General features: G+C 41.9%; 16 protein-coding genes. 3 read left to right on the top strand and 13 right to left on the bottom strand.

All coding sequences use genetic code 11. The annotated features are described in order from the left end of the window. A partial coding sequence (locus tag ACJQWY_RS04515) for a YwiB family protein (protein ID WP_407076558.1) occupies window positions 1-329 on the top strand: 329 nt, incomplete at its 5' end. 351 nt (window positions 330-680) lie between these two features. On the opposite strand, the gene ACJQWY_RS04510 is transcribed toward ACJQWY_RS04515, so the two are convergent. The 13 genes from ACJQWY_RS04510 to ACJQWY_RS04450 all read right to left on the bottom strand — a co-directional run bounded on the left by ACJQWY_RS04510 (window position 681) and on the right by ACJQWY_RS04450 (window position 13,843). Further along, on the bottom strand, window positions 681-1,868 hold the full coding sequence (locus tag ACJQWY_RS04510; protein ID WP_407076557.1) for a S1C family serine protease: 1,188 nt from the start codon (window positions 1,866-1,868) through the stop codon (window positions 681-683). A gap of 92 nt (window positions 1,869-1,960) precedes the next feature. Then, the gene (locus tag ACJQWY_RS04505) at window positions 1,961-2,761 is read right to left on the bottom strand and encodes an MBL fold metallo-hydrolase (protein ID WP_407076556.1); all 801 of its coding nucleotides are present in this window, start codon (window positions 2,759-2,761) and stop codon (window positions 1,961-1,963) included. Between the two features lie 28 nt (window positions 2,762-2,789). After that, window positions 2,790-3,533: a two-component system regulatory protein YycI gene (yycI, locus tag ACJQWY_RS04500; protein ID WP_407076555.1), complete on the bottom strand. Its 744-nt coding sequence runs from the start codon at window positions 3,531-3,533 to the stop codon at window positions 2,790-2,792. A gap of 75 nt (window positions 3,534-3,608) precedes the next feature. Continuing rightward, the gene (yycH, locus tag ACJQWY_RS04495) at window positions 3,609-4,913 is read right to left on the bottom strand and encodes a two-component system activity regulator YycH (RefSeq protein ID WP_407076554.1); all 1,305 of its coding nucleotides are present in this window, start codon (window positions 4,911-4,913) and stop codon (window positions 3,609-3,611) included. Then, a complete protein-coding gene (gene walK / locus ACJQWY_RS04490; RefSeq protein WP_407076553.1) occupies window positions 4,891-6,768 on the bottom strand; it encodes a cell wall metabolism sensor histidine kinase WalK in 1,878 nt (625 codons plus the stop codon). The genes yycH and walK overlap by 23 nt, the downstream gene beginning before the upstream one ends. 127 nt (window positions 6,769-6,895) lie before the next feature. Further along, window positions 6,896-7,600, bottom strand: coding sequence for a response regulator YycF (gene yycF / locus ACJQWY_RS04485; RefSeq protein ID WP_407076552.1), 705 nt, complete (start codon window positions 7,598-7,600; stop codon window positions 6,896-6,898). Between the two features lie 111 nt (window positions 7,601-7,711). After that, window positions 7,712-7,954: a 30S ribosomal protein S18 gene (gene rpsR / locus ACJQWY_RS04480; RefSeq protein WP_407076551.1), complete on the bottom strand. Its 243-nt coding sequence runs from the start codon at window positions 7,952-7,954 to the stop codon at window positions 7,712-7,714. A gap of 37 nt (window positions 7,955-7,991) precedes the next feature. After that, complete coding sequence (locus ACJQWY_RS04475; protein WP_407076550.1) at window positions 7,992-8,552, bottom strand: single-stranded DNA-binding protein; 561 nt, start codon at window positions 8,550-8,552, stop codon at window positions 7,992-7,994. Between the two features lie 44 nt (window positions 8,553-8,596). Then, entirely contained in the window at window positions 8,597-8,896 is a 300-nt protein-coding gene (rpsF, locus tag ACJQWY_RS04470) for a 30S ribosomal protein S6 (RefSeq protein WP_407076549.1), read from the bottom strand. Between the two features lie 205 nt (window positions 8,897-9,101). After that, on the bottom strand, window positions 9,102-10,091 hold the full coding sequence (locus tag ACJQWY_RS04465; RefSeq protein WP_407076548.1) for a ribose-phosphate diphosphokinase: 990 nt from the start codon (window positions 10,089-10,091) through the stop codon (window positions 9,102-9,104). A gap of 98 nt (window positions 10,092-10,189) precedes the next feature. Further along, window positions 10,190-11,575 (bottom strand): bifunctional UDP-N-acetylglucosamine diphosphorylase/glucosamine-1-phosphate N-acetyltransferase GlmU, encoded by a 1,386-nt coding sequence (glmU, locus tag ACJQWY_RS04460; protein ID WP_407076547.1) that lies wholly within the window; start codon window positions 11,573-11,575, stop codon window positions 10,190-10,192. A 57-nt stretch (window positions 11,576-11,632) separates the two neighbouring features. Continuing rightward, window positions 11,633-12,484 carry a pur operon repressor gene (gene purR / locus ACJQWY_RS04455; protein WP_407076546.1) on the bottom strand — a complete coding sequence of 284 codons (852 nt, stop codon included), beginning with the start codon at window positions 12,482-12,484 and terminating at the stop codon, window positions 11,633-11,635. Between the two features lie 174 nt (window positions 12,485-12,658). Next, on the bottom strand, window positions 12,659-13,843 hold the full coding sequence (locus ACJQWY_RS04450; protein WP_407076545.1) for an MFS transporter: 1,185 nt from the start codon (window positions 13,841-13,843) through the stop codon (window positions 12,659-12,661). Between the two features lie 215 nt (window positions 13,844-14,058). Between ACJQWY_RS04450 and glpK the strand changes: the two genes are divergently transcribed. Next, the gene (gene glpK / locus ACJQWY_RS04445) at window positions 14,059-15,576 is read left to right on the top strand and encodes a glycerol kinase GlpK (protein WP_407076544.1); all 1,518 of its coding nucleotides are present in this window, start codon (window positions 14,059-14,061) and stop codon (window positions 15,574-15,576) included. Window positions 15,577-15,662: 86 nt separating this feature from the next. Continuing rightward, window positions 15,663-17,123, top strand: coding sequence for a glucose-6-phosphate dehydrogenase (zwf, locus tag ACJQWY_RS04440; RefSeq protein WP_407076543.1), 1,461 nt, complete (start codon window positions 15,663-15,665; stop codon window positions 17,121-17,123). Window positions 17,124-17,206 lie beyond the last annotated feature (83 nt).

The following is a 17,206-nucleotide window of genomic DNA, read 5'->3' as shown; positions in this document are numbered from 1 at the left end:
AAAAAAACGACCACTTGTATTTACGTTTCAGTGAATCAGTCCCCGTTAAAACGCCTATCTTAATCAAGCTAGAACCAAAAAACAACTTGATGCATCTCAATCGCCAAGGGCAATCGCAACTTAACTTGGTCTTAAATCCAAAACGCCTCACAAAGGTCCATTACCAGACCCCGCTTGGCTTATTACCCCTAGAAGTTAAAACAAATAATTTGGATTTTTCTATGGCATCAGATATTAGTAGCGGTGAAATTAAGACACGTTACCAGCTTTTTCAAAATCAACAATTAGTCGGTAATTACACTTTTCACTTAATCTACCAACCCCGTTAGTTTTTAAAGCCCCATTCATTAGCATATTTTAAAAACTGTCCATGGAATGAGATCAACTCAGCCATGGACAGTTTTTATACGCGCCGATTTTTAATCAATTAAAAAAACACGATCGCAAGAGGGGGGAGCGACCGTGCCTTGTACAGTTAGTGAACTATACATTTGACTATAATTATCAGGATATCCTAATTTATATAATCTTCATTTACTTTGGAGAGTAATGAAATTCACGAAATATCTTGTGAACAATTTATATTTTACACTTTTATTTTGTGAATTTCATATAAAAATCGACCTGATTTTGTACTTTGAAAGGATAATCTTTAAACATAAATCTTAGCGTACCCACATTTAAAATTTAACCTCAACATTTTGACGATTACCATCACGATAATAAGTTATATCAATTGTGTCGCCAACTTTATGCGCGTTAATAACTCCTTGTAAATCACTGGAATTTTGAATATCTTTACCATCGGCCTTCGTTATGACATCATACTTTTGCAAACCAGCGTTGGCAGCCGGACTATCACTTTCAACCTTCAATAGTACTACCCCGGCATTCGTATCCGTTGATAACTTCAGACGGCTTTCTTGATCGGCAATTGAAACTCGTGATAAGTCAACCATTTGAATCCCTAACACTGGGCGCTCAACTTTACCGTTCTTTTCAAGCTGATTAATAATATTTACCACAATATTTGAAGGGATTGCAAAGCCCATTCCTTCAACCTCCGTGCCGGAACTGGAACTAGCCAACTTCATTGAATTAATCCCAATCACTTGACCAGCCATATTAATCAAAGCGCCACCTGAATTTCCAGGATTAATAGCCGCATCGGTTTGCATAACGGTCGCTTTTCCAAGTGAATTTCCCGATTCATCGGTAGATTGAACTTCCCGCTTTGTGGCGGAAATAATTCCCTCGGTTACTGAAGTCGCATAATCTGAACCCAGTGGTGACCCAATGGCCAAAACTGACTCACCCGTTTGGACCTCATTTGAATTAGCAAATTCAGCCACTTTGGAAACTTTGTCTGCTTTAACTTTCAAAACCGCTAGATCAGAAGTTTTGTCCGTCCCAACCACACTAGCATTTAACTTAGTTCCATTACTCAAAAGCACCTGTACAGCATTTGAGCCTTCCACCACGTGATTATTCGTAACAATGTAAGCATCATTATTCGCTTTTTTGTAAATCACTCCAGAGCCTTCTGAAGCTTTAATTAAATTACCGCTATCATCATTGTCTTTATTCACATTGCTAAACCAATCCCATCCAGAAGAAGTTTGTTTTTGTAAATTAATCACGGAAACAACGGTTGCCGAAGTTTGATTAAACGCCTTGGTCGCCTGATTAGTCCCTTTTGCATTAGAATCAGTCACTTGCACCGGCGTCGTTTTGCCCGTGGTAGTTTCTGGATTCCGATTCTCCAGATATTGAACCCCATAAGCACCGATTCCACCACCGACTAATCCAGCAATCAATGCAATTAAAATTATGCGTTCTTGATTTGAATTTTGATGCTTGAATTTCATAAGCAATACCTCATTCATTTTTATGATAACTTTACTTTAACGAATTGGACTTAAGGTTGACTTAAAGATCGCCAGTTGAGCGCTGGAAAAATTTACAACTGGGTCAATACGGTGGCCCGATCTGGGTGCGTATCTAACAAAGCAAAATCACGACCTACATTTAAATCATATGCTTGTAAAATTTGTTCCACCGTTAAATGTGCTAGCGGAATTTGATTATTTTCTTGACTGAGATGCCCTAAATAAATTTGTTTCGTCCGTTGACCAATCACTTGGGCTAAATTCTCGGCACCATCATCATTGGACAAATGTCCTTCATCTCCCAAAATACGCTGCTTTAAACTCCAAGCATATGAACCATAGCGCAGCATTTCAACGTCATGATTCGCTTCCATTAAAATTGCATCCGCATTGCGCAACATCGCCGCCACTCGTTCGCTCACATAACCAGTGTCGGTTAACATCGCAAACGTTTTATTATTATGATGGAAGGCATAGAACTGAGGATCAGCTGCATCATGGGAAACTTGATAACTTTCGACGTCCAAATCATCAAACAACTGGGTTGAATTCGGCGCAAAGATTCGTTTCTGATCTTCTGGAATCACGCCGACCTTCCCATCCATGGCCGCCCAAGTCCCTTCATTCGCATAAACTTCCATCTTATACTTTCGGGCTAAGACGCCGACCCCTTTTAAGTGATCCGTGTGTTCGTGTGTAATAAACATTTTATCGACATCGGTAAGTGACCGACCAATCGATTGCATCAAACTTTCAATTTTCTTCCCGCTCAATCCGGCATCAACTAAAACTTTATGTTCGGGTGTTTCAATATAAGTAACATTGCCTGAACTCCCTGAAGCTAACATTGAAACTTTAAAATCGTCTGCCACAATTTCCCTCTTTTCTACTTTTCATAACTTACTTAATCAATGTACCATCAATCGCATTGACTTTTAGTACCGTCTGCTTGGCGCCATCTTGAACTGCTACAAACCAAATGGGGACCATGACCACATCATGATTGACCACCATTAAACGACCATAGTTCAATTGACTCCAAATAATTTTCGAACCATTTGGCAATTCATTATTCTGATACAATGCAATCACGGCCGCCTCTTGCGAGATAGTTTCAACGGGATTTCGTAATTTCTGAACATTTTGTACATAACTTTGCCGATAACCGACCAGCTGATGCTTTTGATTTAAAATCAGCTCCAAACGTCCGACTGAGCCCATTGTTTGATCATCTTGTAAGAGCTTTTGTTGAAAGCATAAAATCATATCAAAATTTTTATTTCGATTCAAAACATGTGTCACATTCTCATTATAAGCGTATTGGTCACCATGAATAAAATATTTGGGGTCTTGTAAGAGTCTTTTCAGTTGTTGCCGTTGTTGTAAGACATTTTTAGAAAGCTGTCGGGGCTGTTTTAGCTCAGCCGTCAAAATTTGCTTATCAGCATGATTTACCGTTTTGACAGCGGTTAAGTCTTGGCGTGCTTGGCTTACAGCCCAAGTGTCCAAATCATAATTGCCGCCTAAATAATCACCAACCGACCGCGCTTGACTTAATTTACCATAACTAATATTATCAAGGTCCATATTACTTAGTGTTGCCCCGGCGCCTTCATTATGCCGATTTTGAATAGCTCTTTGCACAATCTGACCTCCTAAAAAAAGTCAATTAAGATGAAAATTAAAATAAAAACACGGATAACTTTTTTTAAATCCATCTTATGCCCCTTTCAAATACGTTTCGACTGGGTACCATTCACCATCCTTCAATTGAATAAACCAATGTGGTTCAAGATTAGCTACTTGGTGCTTTTCATCACCGCTCCATTCATAGCCCAACACCCAATCCTGAATTTGCGTAACATCAAAATTCGCATTGACCAATTGTTGCTTGACGCCAGGCCAAGACCCCATTGTCACTTCGCGATTCTTAGAGGCCGGTAAGGGCACTCTTAAGACATATTTTGAAAAATCAATCTGCAAATGTTGGTTATTTAAAAGATTAAACTTCAAAACGCCATAATCTTCATCACTAAAAACTGGTAAATTATCAATATAGGGGCGGTAAACTATAGTATTCCCTTCACCATAATGGCTAACGTATGGCATACTTTCATCATTATAAACTTCATTGATTAATTGATTGGCCAAGTCACTTCGTTTATCAAATTGATTCATCGGAACCTTTTGCTTCGGATAATAATCATAACGATAGCAGCCATGCAGCTTGTCATCAATCAGTTGCCGGCGGGTTCCATCATTATAAATACCTTGCTGCTTTTCATCATCTTGATGCTGAGTATATTCTTTTTCATCAAAAAGTCGATTAGCCACATTATCCGGGGTCTCGGTTTCAATCAAATATGAACGAATTTTAACCTTGGTGGGTTCCAAACGCGTTAAATGTACTTGATATTTTTGATATGTTAAATCAACCCGTCCGCGTTCCGCATTTAATTTCATGCGTTTAATTTTGTCGCTACTTTGCACCAACGGAAAACGATAAATTTTACGCCGTCCTTCATCAAAGAATTGAATATTTTTATCCTGGTCTGTCGTGGATAACTGAATATATTTGACGCCGTCCACACCGGCCATAAACATTTTATCACCAAAAGTTTTACCGACTAAATTTCCAGACACAGGATTGGCATAAGCCATCAAAATCGTATCCGGGCGCTTCATCTCCTGCACAAATTTCTGCGGCGTATACTTATGCACCTCGGGTTTCCCCAGCTGCCAATTACTCATAATATTAATGATTTTGGTTAAATCGGAACGCCCATCATCGACAAGGTAAGGCACTCCAGCTTGATTGACAATCAACAATTGACTTAGGTTAGCATCGCGCGTTGCCACCGACGCTGTTTCATTTTTTTGCGTAATGGGATTAATTCCTTTTTGGTTAACTTTTTGGACCCAAATCCATCCCGAGAGCAATAGACTTAATAATACTAAAATGCCCAGAAATAACATTGGCCAGCCTTCATGGTGGCCCGTTTTAAGCTTCTCCTTCCAATGCATCCAGTTCCCCCCAATCATCCTCCAAATCCGCTTCTAAAGTATACGGCAATGCAATCTTAAAGGTCGAACCTTGACCTTCTTTTGATTCAACCCAAATCCGACCGTGTAGGGATTCGACAATTTCTTTAGCAATTGCCAAACCTAGCCCCGTCCCACCCTGTGCGCGCGAGCGAGCTTTATCAACGCGGAAAAATCGGTCAAACACCCGACCCAAATCCTTGGCGGGAATTCCTAATCCTTGATCACTTATCGCAATAATAACTTCCTGTGTTTCAATCACCATTGCCGCCGTTATGACACCGCCATCTGGTGAATACTTAATCGCATTATTAATTAAATTATCTAAGACTTGGGTAAACTTAGATGGATCAATTTCGACCCATATGGCCGTTTCTGGAATTTCCCGCTTAATCGTATATCGTTTTTGATCCGGCTTGCGACCGCTAATAATCATATCAAATCGATCTAAGACATAATTAAAGAGGGCACCAAGACTCACTGATTCTAACTCTAAATTATTCGTGCCCCGGTCCATCCGTGACAATTCCAATAGGTCGTTAATCATATTAATCATACGTTCTGTTTCCGACTGCACCACTTTTAAGAATTGAGGAGCTAATTCTGGATCATCAACGGCCCCTTCTTGCAGCGCATCAATATATGATTTAACTGAGGTCAGCGGCGTGCGCAATTCGTGCGAAACATTGGAAACAAATTGGCGCCGTTCAGCATTTGTCCGTTGTTCCTCCGTCACGTCATGCAACACAATGACCATTCCTGAAATAAAACCTGACTCACGTTGAATCTGAGCACTATTAACTTTCAAAATTTCATCTGTTTGATCATCACTAAAATTCAAAAGGATATTATCCTTATTTTCGAAAAATTCTCGTAATTGGTAGTAACTACTCAAGCGCAAAACGTCTAAGACATATTTCCCTAACACGAAATTTTCATCACTAACGCGCAACATTTTTAAAGCAGCCGGATTAATTAAATTAATCGTACCCCGCCGGTCAGCTGCAATCACACCATCTGTCATGTGTTCTAAGACTGAGTCCAACCGCTGGCGTTCCAATTCTTGCGAGTTGGTAGTCTCTTCAATCCTCTGAGCTAACAAATTAACATTTTCAGCTAATTGCCCAATTTCATCATTGGCTTTAATCGACAAACTACCCGCGTAATCACCTTCCGCAATTCGTACCGTTCGTTCACTGATATCAGAAATCGGCTTAGTCAGCGCCCGGGCAATCACCAAGGCCATCGCAACCCCTAAAATAAGGGCCATAAAAGTAGCCGAAAGGAAAATTAAAGCAATGCGCTTCAAATTATCATAGACGCTTTCCAAATTTCCCTTGACCAAAAGGGCCCCAACTGTTTGACCATTCCCGCTGTCATCATTAATTAGGGGCGTCACAACCAATTGATACCGTGTCCCACCAACTTGTTCGATTCGACTTTTAGTATAATTTTGATTTAAGGCTGCCGCGCGTAAGCTGCGGTCCATTGATTTTTGACCCACCAAATCTTGGTTATTAATATCACTAGTCCCACGTACAATGCCCTTCGTATCAATAACTTCAATCTCACTAATCATCACATTGTTGACGGTCGAAAGTGTGTTATGAATATTTGCATTACTTTCTGATGTCTTTTTCCCGGACAACTGTTGCGTTAATTGATCCGTCACATAGGCTGGCAATCCAATTTGTTGCCGAAAGCTAGTCAGGCTCGAGCGTTCCAATTGTTTTATAAAAAAGACCCCGATTACTTCTAACGTCACCAATAAAGTTAACGCAAAAACTAATGCATTTTTAAAATAAATTGACGAGAAAAATTTAATCTTTTTAGGCACAACTAACCCTCATTTCCTGTTCACCAGGCCTCTAACCTAGTGTTTTAATATCCGCTTTCAATTATAGCAGAACCTACTACTAAAAAACGACTGGTCCTTTTAGGATCAATCGTTTCAGTCAGCCATTTTAATCATCATTATTCTTTAAGTAATACCCGACCCCGCGTCGCGTCATTAAAACTTGGGGATGGCTCGGGGTATCTTCAATCTTTTCTCGAATCCGACGCACCGTTACGTCGACCGTGCGCACATCCCCAAAATAATCAAAGCCCCACACCGTTTGTAGCAAATCATCACGAGTCATCACTTGTCCAATATGCTTAGCTAAATGGGATAATAACTCAAATTCGCGATGGGTTAACTCAATGTCTTTGCCGTCTTTGGTCACCATGTAAGCCTCAGGATGAATCACCAAATCACCAATGCGAATTTCATCTGAATCATGGTCTTCTGCTGTTGCAGAACCAGTGGCATCCCGACGTCGCAAGTTTGCTTTAATGCGCGCCAAAAGTTCCCGATTTGAAAAAGGCTTGGTAACATAATCATCCGCCCCCATCTCAAGTCCCAGTACCTTATCAATCTCAGAATCCTTAGCCGTAACCATAATGACAGGCACTTGTGAAGTTGCACGTATTTGCCGCAACACTTCAGTCCCATCAATTTCTGGTAACATTTGATCTAACAAAACCAAGTCCGGCCCCTCGCTCTCAAACTTATCAAGCGCCTCTCGTCCATCCATTGCGATTACGACATCGTAACCTTCCTTAGTCAAATTAAATTTGATAATATCTGAAATCGGTTTTTCATCATCCACGACTAAAATCTTACTCATGATGTATACTCCTCCACGGTGCCCTAATATTACATTATTATAACATGCTTACGATTCGTTATCAAAACCACAAAAAAACGACAACCTAAATTACGGTTATCGTTTTTCATATTAATCTTCTGCAACGAATGGCAAAAGTCCCATAATCCGGGCCCGCTTAATTGCAGTAGTAACTTTACGTTGGTTCTTTGCTGAAGTTCCAGTGACACGACGTGGCAAGATCTTACCGCGTTCTGAGATGAAACGTTCCAACAATTCTGTGTCCTTATAGTCCACGTACTCGATATGGTTGGCTGCGATAAAGTCAACCTTCCGACGACGACGAGGTCCGCCATTACGACGTTGTTGTACCATGATGAATTCCTCCTAAGATATTCTTGTTTGACGCAAATTAGAATGGTAGATCATCATCAGCGATGTCAATTTCTTGACCCCCACTGAATGGTGTATTATTGTTAGCAGGCGCTTGGCTCGCATTGCTGCTGTTATTACCAGCCCCACTATAAACATTGCCTGTATTATTATCATTTGGCGTTCCAAACGGATTCCCATTTGCGGGTGCTGATTGGAAATTACCTTGGTTATTCCCTTGATATTGATTTCCACCTGCATTTGCTTTACGAGCTTCCGATTCGGCGCGCGTTTCTAATAAATCAAAGTTTTCAACAATGACTTCTGTACGATAAACCGTTTGGCCTTGTTGATTTTGATAACTACTAGTTTGTAGCCGTCCTTCAATGGCCACTCGTGAACCCTTTGAAACAAAATTAGCAAAATTTTCCGCTGCTTTTGCCCAAATGGTTGCATTGATAAAATCAGTCTCGCGCTCCCCATTTTGGTTCGTACGACGACGATCAACGGCAATCGAAAACGATCCAACTGCTGTCCCAGATTGGGTATAACGCAATTCAACATCACGTGCCAACCGTCCAACTAGTACCACTCGATTCATACAGAGTCTCCTTTCATTCTAATCCAATAAAACGAAGTTGTTAATTACTTTGCTTCTGAATTAACTTCGCGTGTAACAACCATGTGACGCAAGATGTCATCTGAGATCTTAGCCAAACGATCAAATTCGTTGATCGCCTTATCATCTTCAGCAGTGAAGTTAACAACATGGTAAGTACCTTCATGATATCCAGCAATCTCATAAGCAAAACGCCGTGTTGCCCAATCTTTTGATTCAGCAATTGTTGCTCCGTTGTCCTTCAAAATAGCGTCAAAACGCTCAACCAAAGCAGTTTTAGCTTCAGCATCAATGTCAGGGCGAACGATATAAGTCAGTTCGTACATAATAGTTTCCTCCTTTTGGTCTATGGCCGATCCAAATGCCGGCAAGGAGCCCACCAATGAATTGGTGTCACTCACATTCAGTTAGTATACCATCATTTAGTTCGGTCGACAATACTAATCCGCCTGAGTTTCAAATTTAAATCATCTCGACCAGTTCAATCAATTTCAATAAAAAAATAAAGCCGGTTGCCCAGCTTTAAATTAATTAATTTGCATTAGTGCTATTAAAACGTTGCTTAAACATTGGCGAAACTGCGCGATTTTCATGAATTCGGACAATCGCCTCCGCAATTAAATCAGCCACCGTCACTTGGACTAACTTAGGGAATTTCTTCTCTTCTGGCAAATCAATTGAATCAGTGACAATCACCTCTTCAAAGACTGAATTTTGCAAATTTTCAACCGCATCGGCTGAGAACACAGCGTGGGTCGCGACGACGTATACTTCACTAGCCCCTTCATCTTTCAACTTCTGTGCGCCTTTAGCAATCGTTCCACCAGTATCAATCATATCATCAATCATGATAGCCCGTTTGCCTTTGACATCCCCGATAATGTTCATAATTTGAGCCACATTAGCTTTGGGCCGGCGCTTATCAATAATCGCAATTGGTTCACTCGATCCTAATAATTCAGCCAAAGCTCGAGCGCGTGTTACACCACCATGATCTGGTGAAACTACAATGGTATTCTCATTAGCAATACCACTTGTTAGGAGGTAATCCGCTAATTTGGCTGACCCAGCCATATGATCAACTGGAATATCAAAGAAGCCTTGAATCTGCGCAGCATGCAAATCAAGAGCCAAAACGCGAGTGGCACCCACGGTTTCTAACATATTAGCCACTAACTTAGCGGTAATTGGTTCCCGCGAACGGGCTTTGCGATCTTGGCGTGCATATCCATAGTACGGCATTACGACATTAATTGTCTTGGCACTTGCGCGCCGCAATGCGTCAATCATAATCAATAATTCCATTAGATTATCATTAACTGGAGCCGATGTCGATTGAATGACATATACATTAGCTCCTCGAACTGATTCTTCAATATTAATCTGAATTTCACCATCTGAAAAACGCGCAATGTTAATATTTGATAACTCAACACCAATTGAATCAGCAATTTTTTCTGCTAGGGGACGGTTCCCACTCAACGAAAATACTTTTAAATGCGGATCTGCATATTTCGCCATTTTTTCCTCCAAGACCACTCTTATTTTTCTAATTAAATGTTTATCTATACATTTAAGTTTAACGTTTTTAGCAACATTTCTCAACTTTAAAAAGTCAATTATTGTTGATTAAACTTCTTAGAGACTGGCAGACGCTTCCAAAAATCTTCCTTATTTGTTTGCTTTGCCCGGGCAATTCCCATCGCATGAACTGGTACATCATTTGTAATAGTTGACCCAGCCGCAGTAATACTTTCTTCAGCAATCGTCACTGGCGCAATAATCTTCGTATTCGATCCAATAAAGGCTCGATTACCCACGGTGGTATGGAACTTATTTTTACCATCGTAATTCACGAAGACGGTTCCGGCACCCACATTAACGTCATCCCCTAATGTAGCGTCTCCAACGTATGTCAAATGTCCTACCTTCGTATTCGTTCCTAATTGTGCATTCTTCACTTCTACAAAGTTTCCGACATGAGCTGCTTCTCCAATTTGAGCCTTAGGCCGCAAGTGAGCATATGGTCCAATCGTAGCTGCTTTTTTAACTTGTGCTTGCTCAAGCGTTGAATTATCGATGCAGACTTGATCAGCTACCTCAGCATCAATTAAACGTGAGCCCGCTGTAATCTGAACGTGACTGCCAAGCTTAGTCTGGCCCTTTAAAACCACATTCCCTTCAATCACAGTATCGGTCCCGATTACAACCTCAGTATCAATATAGGTGGTCGCTGGGTCAAGTAAAGTTACCCCGTTGCGCATGTGTTGCTCATTAATGCGTGCGCGCAAAACTTGATTGGCCCTTGCCAACGCAACCCGATCATTCACTCCCATAGATTCATTAAAATCAGCAATTTGATAAGCACCAACCACCTGGCCTTGATTGCGTAAAATTTCTAATGTATCTGGCAAATAGTACTCACCCTGCGCATTATCATTCTTTACTAGTTTCAAGGCTTGGAACAATAGTTGATTATCAAAGACATAAACGCCCGTATTAATTTCATGTACGGCTGCTTCTTGCTCGTCAGCATCTTTTTGCTCGACAATTCGCAAAACGGCACCTTGTGCATCCCGAATGACACGTCCATAACCAAATGGATTTGATGTGTCAGCTGTTAGGACGGTCACCGCATTCCCACTCGCCTCATGCGCAGCAAAAGCTTGTTCATAAGTTGCTTGCGTAAATAAAGGGGCATCCCCAGAAGCGATTAAAGTTGAACCGGATTCTTCCGCTAACAAAGGTGCCGCCATTTGAACAGCATGACCCGTTCCTAATTGTTCGGCTTGCACGACTACTTGGGAGCGGTCTTGAATTTGTTCAGCAACCAATTTTGCGCCGTGTCCCACCACCGTCACAACTTCTTTAACCCCAGCTGCCAAGATGGTATCTAAAACTAATTCAACCATCGCCTTGCCGGCGACTTGGTGCAACACCTTAGGTAGGTCTGATTTCATGCGAGTGCCTTTCCCAGCCGCCATAATAATACTAAAACGTTCCATCTTTTTCTCTCCTTAATTATTTATTACTACTTTAAATTTTTAATCAATGTTATTTTTTCAATCCATCGGGGTCGTTAATTCTGGATGTTGCGCATAAATTTTTTCCGCAAAATTACCCACTCGCACATCCAAAAGTCCCCCCTCTTTATCGGTATTCACATGAACTAACGAGGTATACTCATCAATCACTCGTCGCTGGACTTCACCTTCCACAACCACCGCCACACCGGCCACGGTTCCTTCAAATTCTTTAATCAAGGCCTCCATTCCACGAATGGTGCCCCCGGCTTTCATGAAATCATCGACGATCAAAACACGCGATCCCATGGGTAGCGAACGCCGGGATAATTCCATCTTTTCCAAACGTTTCGCCTGACCCGTTACATAATTAACGGACATCGTTGGTCCTTCTGTCACTTTAGTATCATTACGTGCGATTACAAATGGCACATTCAAAGCGCTCGCCACAGCTTGCGCTACAGGTACCCCTTTAGTTGCTGCTGTCATTACCGCATCAATCGGTTCTTTTAAATACTGGGTAGCAATTAGGCGCCCAATCTTTTGTAAAATCCAAGGTTGTCCCAGTAAATCTGATAAGTAAACATAACCTCCCGGAAGAACCCGTGTTTCATCACTAATTTCATTGACTAATCCATCGACAAAAATTTTAGCATCATCTAAACGCGTCACTGGCGTAAAGCGCGCCCCACCAGCAGCCCCCGGAACCGTCTCTAAAACGCCAACCCCATTTTGCCAAAAAGTCCGTTTCAAGATCGCTAAGTCTTCTGAAATAGATGATTTAGCAGAATCATACTGCCGGGCAAATTTGGTGAGCGAAACCAAGGTTCGCGGATGTTCAATTAAATACCGTGTCATATCAACCAACCGGTCACTCCGTCTTGTTTTCATCTTTTTTACCTGCCTAACGTTCGTCTTTTACACTTGTTTGCCCTTCAATCATACCACGAACGTTTAAATTATGCGCGACTTTACAATACTTTTCCGAACGACCCTCCACCAGTTACCCAAATGACAAATTAAAAACCTAATTGTAAAACAACCAGGTTTAATCAATCATTCAAATTAACGCGTGCGGCGCGCGAGCCCAGCCACCAACAAGGTGAAGCTAGCAATAATGAGCGCAATCAACCAAAATAATAAGGGATATCCGGTGGCATCAATCACGATTCCAGCAAACATCGGACCTAAAGCGCGCCCAAAGGAAGTAGCCATCATGACTTGCCCCTGCGCATGTCCTTGAGCATGGGGATCACTAACCGATGCGACCCACGCCGGAATCTGCGGTGCCGCCAACATTTCACCCAGCGTTAAAATCATAAAGGTTCCTAAAATTTGCGGATAAGTACGCGCAGCAGTTAAACAGATAAACGATAGGGCAAAAAGCGCTGCCCCGATCAACACGCTTTGGCGATACTTAATACGGTCCGCATACCGATTCAAGACAGTTTGCCCAATAATTAAGACTAGCCCATTAATCGTCCACAATGAAGAATAATCACGAATTGACAACCCAAGGTCTGTCATATGAGTCGCCACAACACTTTCCCAAAGAATATATCCAAAATAAATAGCAAAGGTCAATCCCAATAAACCATATAACAGTTTGCCAGAGCGAAAGCTATGTTGTTGTACTTGGGTGCGTTCTTGCACATTTTGTTGCTTTAAGCCGGGCAATCGAAACGTTCGCCACGCTAAAAGCCATAACCCTACATACATACTTAGAGCTGCCAAAAAGACCATTTGCACTCCGTGTTGAAACAAAGTCCCAACAACCAAGGTCCCAACAACCACTCCCACATTCATCGCTAAATAATTCATATTAAAGACTTTACGCGTATCAATTCGCGTAATCGTCGCAGCATATGAACTCATCAAAGTGTATAAAACTCCGTCAGCCAAGCCGATGACAATCATTAACAGCGCAAAAACAGGCCATGTATGCCAAAAACTAATACCAGCCAGCAACCCCACCGCTACGGTCAGCGTGCCCATCAGGACCCTAAACGGATTCAAATGATCAAACATATAACCGCCAATATAGCTACCAAACATCATGGCTAAGGAAATTAACATCAAAATCACCCCAGCCACACTCATCGATTCATGCAATTGATTATGCATATATAGGGTAGTAATTGGCCACAACATTGCCGCTCCCGAACTTTGCAAAAGCGTCCCCAAATAAAGCGCCCCACTCTTCAATTCGACGTGTGGTCCTGGGGTAAGTTGTGAGTCTGTTGATTCCATGATGATTCCCCTCTTAAAAGTAAAAATTTAACGTTAAAAATTTCTCGAATCTAGTTTAGCAACCTTACTAAAAATTGGTATACTAGACCCATAAACATTCAGCTCGTTGAAACTCATTTCAACCGGCATACCAATCTGATTATAGCATAAGCAGAACCGGTGCACGGATGTTAATGAATCATCCTAATCTATTTCAATAAAAGGAGCTTTTTACTATGGCCATTAAACGTCAAAAATACATCTTAGCCATTGACCAAGGTACCACTGGTAGTCGTGCTTTCTTATATAATAAAAATGCCCGTCGCGTTGCTAGCACTGCCGTTCCACTCACACCCATTGAGCCCCAAACGGGATGGTCGGAGCAATCACCAGAAGCTATCTGGCGCACAACGCAGACTGCTATCACCGATACTTTGATCAACGCTGGCATTCAAGCCGATGCCATCGACTCAATTGGAATTGCCAGTCAGCGTGAAACCACCATTATCTGGAATAAAACAACTGGTCAGCCTATCTATAATGCCATTGTTTGGTCTTCTACTCAATCCCAGATGGTAATTGATGAACTAGCCAGCTCCGCCGTTGAAACCATGGTACGCGATAAAACGGGATTACCCTTTAGCGCATATTTTTCCGCTAGTAAAATTCGCTGGATTTTGGACCATGTGGAGGGGGCCCAAGAACTCGCTGAACAAGGTGAATTGCTCTTTGGGACGGTTGATAGCTGGTTAATTTGGCATTTAACTGATCATCAGAGTCATATTACGGATATTTCAAATGCGGCGCGAACGATGTTGTTCAATATTCGTACGCAAACTTGGGATTCCGAGTTACTTTCCTTATTTAATATCCCTGCCGCCATGCTTCCTCAAGTAACCCGCTCTAACGGTCAATTAGCCCAAACGAGCCCAATGCGCTTCTTTGGTGCCACGGTTCCAATCGCCGCCGTCATTGGTGATCAAAATGCCGGACTGATCGGCCAATTAGGCTTTAAATCAGGAACCGTCAAAGCGACTTACGGAGCTGGCGCCTTTTTGCTCTTTAACACCGGCGCCGAGTTAATTAATTCACACCATGACCTCGTCTCAACGATTGCCTACCAAATTGATGATCAGCCCATCTACGCACTAGAAGGTTCCGTTTTTACAGCGGGATCAGCGATTCGGTGGCTCAATAATGGGCTCCATCTCATTGATGAAGTACCTGATTCATGGGAAGCTGCTGAACGTTCGACCAGTAAAGATGAACTCTATGTCGTCCCATCCTTCTCAGGACTGGGGGCTCCATATTGGGATCCGCAAGCCCGTGGCGCTGTTTTTGGAATAACCCGTGGGACAAATAAAGATGATTTTATTAAAGCGACCGTGCAATCTATCGCATACCAAATTGGTGACATTTTGCATATTATGCAAGCGGACGCCTCAACCCCTGTTAAAACCGTAAAAGTGGATGGATCAGTGTCACGTAATCCTTATCTAATGCAATTTCAAGCAGATATTACCAACTTGCCAATTGACCGTTCATTATACGAAGACACTACGCCTTTGGGTGCTGCTTTCTTAGCTGGATTAGCGAGTGGTTACTGGGATTCAGTGGACGCCATTAAAGGACTCTCCATTCGCGGACGTAAGTTCACCCCGAACATGGATCCAGCCAGTCGTCAGAGCTTAATTCAAGGCTGGCAAAACGCCATTGCCGCCACCAGCTTTTTCGCACATCCTGAAAAACAATGAAAATCTTTTACATTAGTTAAGCGCTTTCTTGAAAAATCTGGTATAATCAAGTCATACGATTCATTGATTGAATAAAGGAGTTTACAATGCCACAAGAAATCACTACCCTCTTAACATTTTTCGGTGGAACCGGAGACCTAGCTAAGCGTAAGCTGTATCCCTCAGTTTACAATTTATACAAAAAGGGGTTCCTAAAAGACCACTTCGCCATCGTTGGGACCTCCCGTGCTGATTTAACCGACGCTGAATTTGACGACTTAGTCCGTGAGTCAATTAACCATGTGGTTGAAGATGAAGACGATGCCAAGCGTTTCATCTCGCACTTCCGTTACATCAAGTTAGATGTTGGTAATAAGGCGGGCTATCAAGAAATGCTCAAATTAAACAACGAACTTGATGCTAAATACGAATTGAAGGGGAATCGAATTTTCTATATGTCGGTTGCTCCTCGTTTCTTTGGGACCATTGCCGGTTACCTTAAGAGCGAAGGCCTCGTTACTAAAAATGGTGAATTTAATCGCTTGATGATTGAAAAGCCATTTGGGGTCAGCTATGAGACAGCCAAAGAGTTAAATACTCAATTAACCGAAGTCTTTGATGAAGACCAGATTTTCCGCATTGATCACTATCTTGGAAAAGAAATGGTTCAAAATATTGCTTCAATTCGTTTTGGTAACCCCCTCTTTGATGCGGCCTGGAATAAGGACTACATTGAAAACATCCAAGTCACGCTATCTGAGGTTTTGGGTGTGGAAGAACGTGCCGGTTACTACGATGACGCTGGCGCATTACGTGACATGATTCAAAATCACACAATGCAAATCGTTGCTTGGTTAGCGATGGAAAAGCCTGCTTCATTTAGCGATAAAGATATCCGTGCCGCTAAAAATGTCGCCTTTAATTCATTGCACATCTACAATGAAAAAGAAGTGGAACAGAATTTTGTGCGTGGTCAATATGGTGAAAATATTGATGGATCCCAAGTTAAATATCTCGATGAAGACGGTGTCCCTACTGATTCACAAAATGACACCTTCGTCGCTGGCCGGTTGCAATTCCGTTCTGCACGTTGGGATGGGGTTCCGTTTTACATCCGGACTGGAAAGCGTTTGAAGTCTAAGCAAACCCGGGTCGATGTGGTCTTCAAGAAGGGGCTAAGCATCTTTGGCGATGATATTGAATTGAAAAATCCGGTCCTTTCAATCTTAATTGATCCAAAGGGCAGCATCGAATTCCGTATTAATGCTAAAGACACTACTTCTGAATTCAAAACTCGGACTGATATTATGAAATGGGAAGTTTCATTCTTGGATATCGAGAAGACCCCTGCTCCCTACGAACGCATGATTCAAGATGCCATGAATGGTGACGGATCAAACTTCGCTGACTGGAACGGTGTAGCTATTTCTTGGAAGTTTGTTGATGCAATTCAACGGGCTTGGGATAAAAAGCACGCCGAATTCCCTAATTACGTTTCTGGAACCATGGGTCCCAAAGCTTCAGATGAACTTTTGGCTGAAGATGACAATTACTGGATTTACCGTTAATTTTAACTATAAAAAGAACCTTCGCGTTGAATCACGCCAAGGTTCTTTTTATCTTTATTACAACCACTATCACTAAGTTGCAA

The organism is Weissella kandleri (assembly GCF_045504165.1).
In the GTDB taxonomy this organism is placed as follows: domain Bacteria; phylum Bacillota; class Bacilli; order Lactobacillales; family Lactobacillaceae; genus Weissella; species Weissella kandleri_A.
The sequence above is the reverse complement of the archived record's forward strand: the minus strand, read 5'-3'. Positions and strand labels throughout refer to the sequence as shown.